Consider the following 3,418-nt stretch of genomic DNA (forward strand, 5'->3'; position numbering starts at 1 on the left):
GCAGGGCTGAGCAATGAGACTCAGAGTTGCGACATGTACTCAATTGTTAACCTTTGATAGTGAGTACACGGTCTCGTGTCGCACCATGCCGTGGATTTTACCAAAGCAGCGCGACTGCTTCAGCTAAAAGGCAATATTTAAAGCAATGTAATTGCGCCGCCCGTACCCACTCGTTGCCAAGGTAATCCAAGTACCAGTACTTGGAGTTGCTCGGGGTCGAGTTCAACCTCAGTCCCACGATGGATGCCCGGCCAATGGAACTTGCCCTGGTTCAAACGGCGCGCCGCCAGCCAGATACCGACGCCGTCGTGCACCAGGACTTTCATCCGGTTGGCCCGCCGGTTGGCAAAGAGGTAAGCGCAGTGCGGCTTCGCCGCACCGAACACCGCAACTACTCGGGCCAGTGCCGTTTCAGTGCCGGCGCGCATGTCCATGGGTTCGGTGGCAAGCCAGATGGCATCAACGCGAATCATTGAGCCAGACCACGAATGAAACACGCGCAGCCGTCCGGATCCGAGACTGGCCATTTTACGGTGATGGACTTATCACCCAGAGGCAGCGAGATGATCACCATCTCTTCAGTTGCACGCCTTGGCGCCGGTTTTACCGGAACGAAGGCAGGCAAGGCTGCGACGGGTTGATCCCGATAAATCGGTAGCCACTTGCGGATCACGTTGGCGTTGATGCCGTGATGGATAGCTACGCTGGAAATTGTCGCTCCGGGTTGCAGGCATTCCTGAACGACTTGGGCTTTGAATGGTTTGGGGTAAGAGCTTCGTTGGCGCATGGAAATCCCGGCGATAAGGGCGATCGCGTCCGCTTAAAAATACGCGGACACCATCGCCCTTAATGCTGGGATTTTGAAGGTGTGTTGTATGCGTCCGGGCATCCCGCCTTGCGCAACTAAACCGGTTGCCATCTATGCGGCAGCAGCTCCGCAATCTCACTCGCCCGCTGCGTCGGCAGGCGAGTATGCGTCCGGGCATCCCGCCTTGCGCAACTAAACCGGTTGCCATCTATGCGGCAGCAGCTCCGCAATCTCACTCGCCCGCTGCGTCGGCAGGCGCGTGAGGACGTCCTTCAAATAAGCATACGGATCATGCCCATTGAGCCGCGCCGACTGGATCAAGCTCATGATCGCCGCAGCCCGTTTGCCGCTGCGCAGTGAACCTGCAAAGAGCCAGTTCTTGCGACCCAACGCCCATGGCCGGATCTGGTTCTCGCACCAGTTATTGTCGATGGGTACGGCCCCGTCATCGAGATAGCGCGACAGCGCCGTCCAGCGTTTCAGGCTGTAATCCAGTGCTTTGCTGATAGCCGAGCCATCGTGCACAAGTAGGCGCTGGGCGATCATCCAGGCATGCAGTGCACCCATCACCGGCACAGCTTTTTCCTGCCGTATTCGGTGGCGAAAATCCGGTTCAAGGTCGCGGATCTCACTTTCGATTTCGTAAAGTAACTGGATGTAGCGCAAGGCCTGCTCGGCGAGCTGGCTCTTGTTGGTGGCGTGTAGCTCGAAGAACTTGCGTCTTGCATGGGCCATGCAACCGATTTCGGTTACGCCGAGTTCAAAGCTGGCCTTGTAGCCACCGAAATCATCACAGACCAGCTTGCCCTTCCAGTCTTGCAGAAAGTTACGAGCATGCTCACCGGCGCGGCTGGGGCTGAAGTCGTAGACGACAGCCGCTGTTTCGCAGAGTTGGCTGGTGGCGTAGGCCCAGACATAGGAACGATGAGTTTTTTTCGAGCCCGGCATTAGCATCTGCACGGGTGTTTCATCGGCGTGAATGACCTGCTGCCCGAGCACTACATCGCGCAGCGCATCCACCAGAGGCTGTAACTGCACGCCAGTAACGCCAACCCATTGGGCCAAGGTTGAGCGTGGGATGGCCAAACCGGCTCGACCAAAAATCGACTCCTGGCGATAGAGCGGCAAATGGTCGGCGAACTTGGCGATCATCACATGGGCTAGCAGCCCGGCGGTGGGGATGCCCTTGTCGATGACCTGCGCCGGAACCGGCGCCTGGATCAGCGTTTCGCAGTCATCACAAACCCACTTGCCGCGAATGTGACGCTCCACGGTAAACACGCCGGGCGTGTAGTCCAGTTTCTCGCTGACGTCTTCACCGATACGCTTGAGGGCGCAGCCGCATGGGCAGTGAGTGTTGTCCGGTTCGTGATGGATCAGGGTGCGTGGAAACTCCGGCGGCAACGCAGCGCGCTTGGGCTTTTGCTTTGCCTCGGTTGGAGTTGGAGCTGTTTGCAAGGCCTGAAGCTCAGCCTCAATCGCCGCGATATCGGTATCGATCAAGTCATCGAGCAAGCTGGCCTGCTCCGGACTCAACTGCTCGCTACGCTTGGCAAATTTGAAGCGCTTGAGCTGCGCGATCTCGTGGCTCAACTTTTCGATCACCGTTTGACCATGATGGATCCTCTTACCCATGGTCTCGACGGTCTTGCCCATTGTTTCGACTTGTTGGTCCAGCGTCTCGACACGCTGCATCAACTGCGCTGCCAGAGCGCGCAGTTGTTCAGGGGTCAGGTGATTGAGATCAGGGAGCGAAGTCATGCCGCCGATTTTGCCAGAACAGGTCAAAACCAACGATAGGCTGATCGGACAATTGCACAGCCAGATGGGGCATGGCAGAAGTTATACGATGGAAATCGCGTTGCCTGGCCCGACCCTTTGCCAAGGCAAACCTAGCACCAGAGCATGCAGTTGCTCGGAGCCCAATTCTATCTGCGAACCGTGCCGGGAACCCGGCCAGAAGAACTTGCCCTGATGCAGCCTGCGCGCCGCCAGCCAGATGCCCAGCCCGTCGTGCACCAGCACTTTCATGCGATTGGCACGGCGGTTGGCAAACAGATAAGCACAGTGCGGCTGCGCCGCACCGAACACTGCTACCACCCGAGCCATCGCAGTGTCGGTGCCGGCGCGCATGTCCATGGGCTCGGTGGCGAGCCAGATGGTGTCGATGCGGATCATCGCAACAGGTCTCGCAGAAAGGTGGCGCAGGCGGCAGCACTTTCGGTCGGCCAGTTCACTTTGACGGTGCCACGCGGGTGCTGGATTTCAACGCAGATGTTCGATGATGCAGCTTGCGAATTTCCTCCGGCTAGCTGCAAGGGTAGCGGAACGAAAGCAGGTTGCAGCGCCATGGCTTTCTGCGTTTGCACTCGAATCCATTTGTGGACGAGGTTCGCGTTAAGGCTGTGGCTGAGTGCGACGCTGGCAATCGAAGCGCCGGGCTGGGCACACTCTTGAATGAGCTGGGCCTTGAAGGATTTGGAGTAGGAACGGCGTTGTGGCTGCATGGAAAGACCCGCTTAAAAGGCTAGAAATGGTGTCCACTTAAATTAGGTGGACACCATCGCCTTTGGCGTCGGGGTCAGGAAGGTGTGTTGGCCGGACGCATAC

General features: G+C 58.0%; 5 protein-coding genes. All 5 read right to left on the reverse strand.

What is annotated here, in order from left to right; genetic code table 11:
• Window positions 1-137: 137 nt before the first annotated feature.
• The gene (tnpB, locus tag AO268_RS33475) at window positions 138-473 is read right to left on the reverse strand and encodes an IS66 family insertion sequence element accessory protein TnpB (protein WP_076965119.1); all 336 of its coding nucleotides are present in this window, start codon (window positions 471-473) and stop codon (window positions 138-140) included.
• Window positions 470-787, reverse strand: coding sequence for an IS66-like element accessory protein TnpA (gene tnpA, locus AO268_RS32210; protein WP_076965118.1), 318 nt, complete (start codon window positions 785-787; stop codon window positions 470-472). Before tnpA (AO268_RS32210) ends, tnpB (AO268_RS33475) begins: the two co-directional genes overlap by 4 nt.
• Window positions 788-1,000: 213 nt before the next feature.
• On the reverse strand, window positions 1,001-2,569 hold the full coding sequence (gene tnpC, locus AO268_RS32215; RefSeq protein WP_038441719.1) for an IS66 family transposase: 1,569 nt from the start codon (window positions 2,567-2,569) through the stop codon (window positions 1,001-1,003).
• An 81-nt stretch (window positions 2,570-2,650) separates the two neighbouring features.
• On the reverse strand, window positions 2,651-2,986 hold the full coding sequence (tnpB, locus tag AO268_RS32220; protein ID WP_038441718.1) for an IS66 family insertion sequence element accessory protein TnpB: 336 nt from the start codon (window positions 2,984-2,986) through the stop codon (window positions 2,651-2,653).
• Entirely contained in the window at window positions 2,983-3,315 is a 333-nt protein-coding gene (tnpA, locus tag AO268_RS32225) for an IS66-like element accessory protein TnpA (RefSeq protein WP_038441717.1), read from the reverse strand. The genes tnpB (AO268_RS32220) and tnpA (AO268_RS32225) overlap by 4 nt, the downstream gene beginning before the upstream one ends.
• Window positions 3,316-3,418 lie beyond the last annotated feature (103 nt).

It is taken from the genome of Pseudomonas sp. ICMP 8385 (assembly GCF_002699915.1).
In the GTDB taxonomy this organism is placed as follows: Bacteria; Pseudomonadota; Gammaproteobacteria; order Pseudomonadales; family Pseudomonadaceae; genus Aquipseudomonas; species Aquipseudomonas gessardii.

Coding starts and splice junctions, on each gene's coding strand:
- tnpB (WP_076965119.1), bottom strand. CDS start 473: ATGATTCGCGTTGATGCCATCTGGCTTGCCACCGAACCCATGGACATG.
- tnpA (WP_076965118.1), bottom strand. CDS start 787: ATGCGCCAACGAAGCTCTTACCCCAAACCATTCAAAGCCCAAGTCGTT.
- tnpC (WP_038441719.1), bottom strand. CDS start 2,569: ATGACTTCGCTCCCTGATCTCAATCACCTGACCCCTGAACAACTGCGC.
- tnpB (WP_038441718.1), bottom strand. CDS start 2,986: ATGATCCGCATCGACACCATCTGGCTCGCCACCGAGCCCATGGACATG.
- tnpA (WP_038441717.1), bottom strand. CDS start 3,315: ATGCAGCCACAACGCCGTTCCTACTCCAAATCCTTCAAGGCCCAGCTC.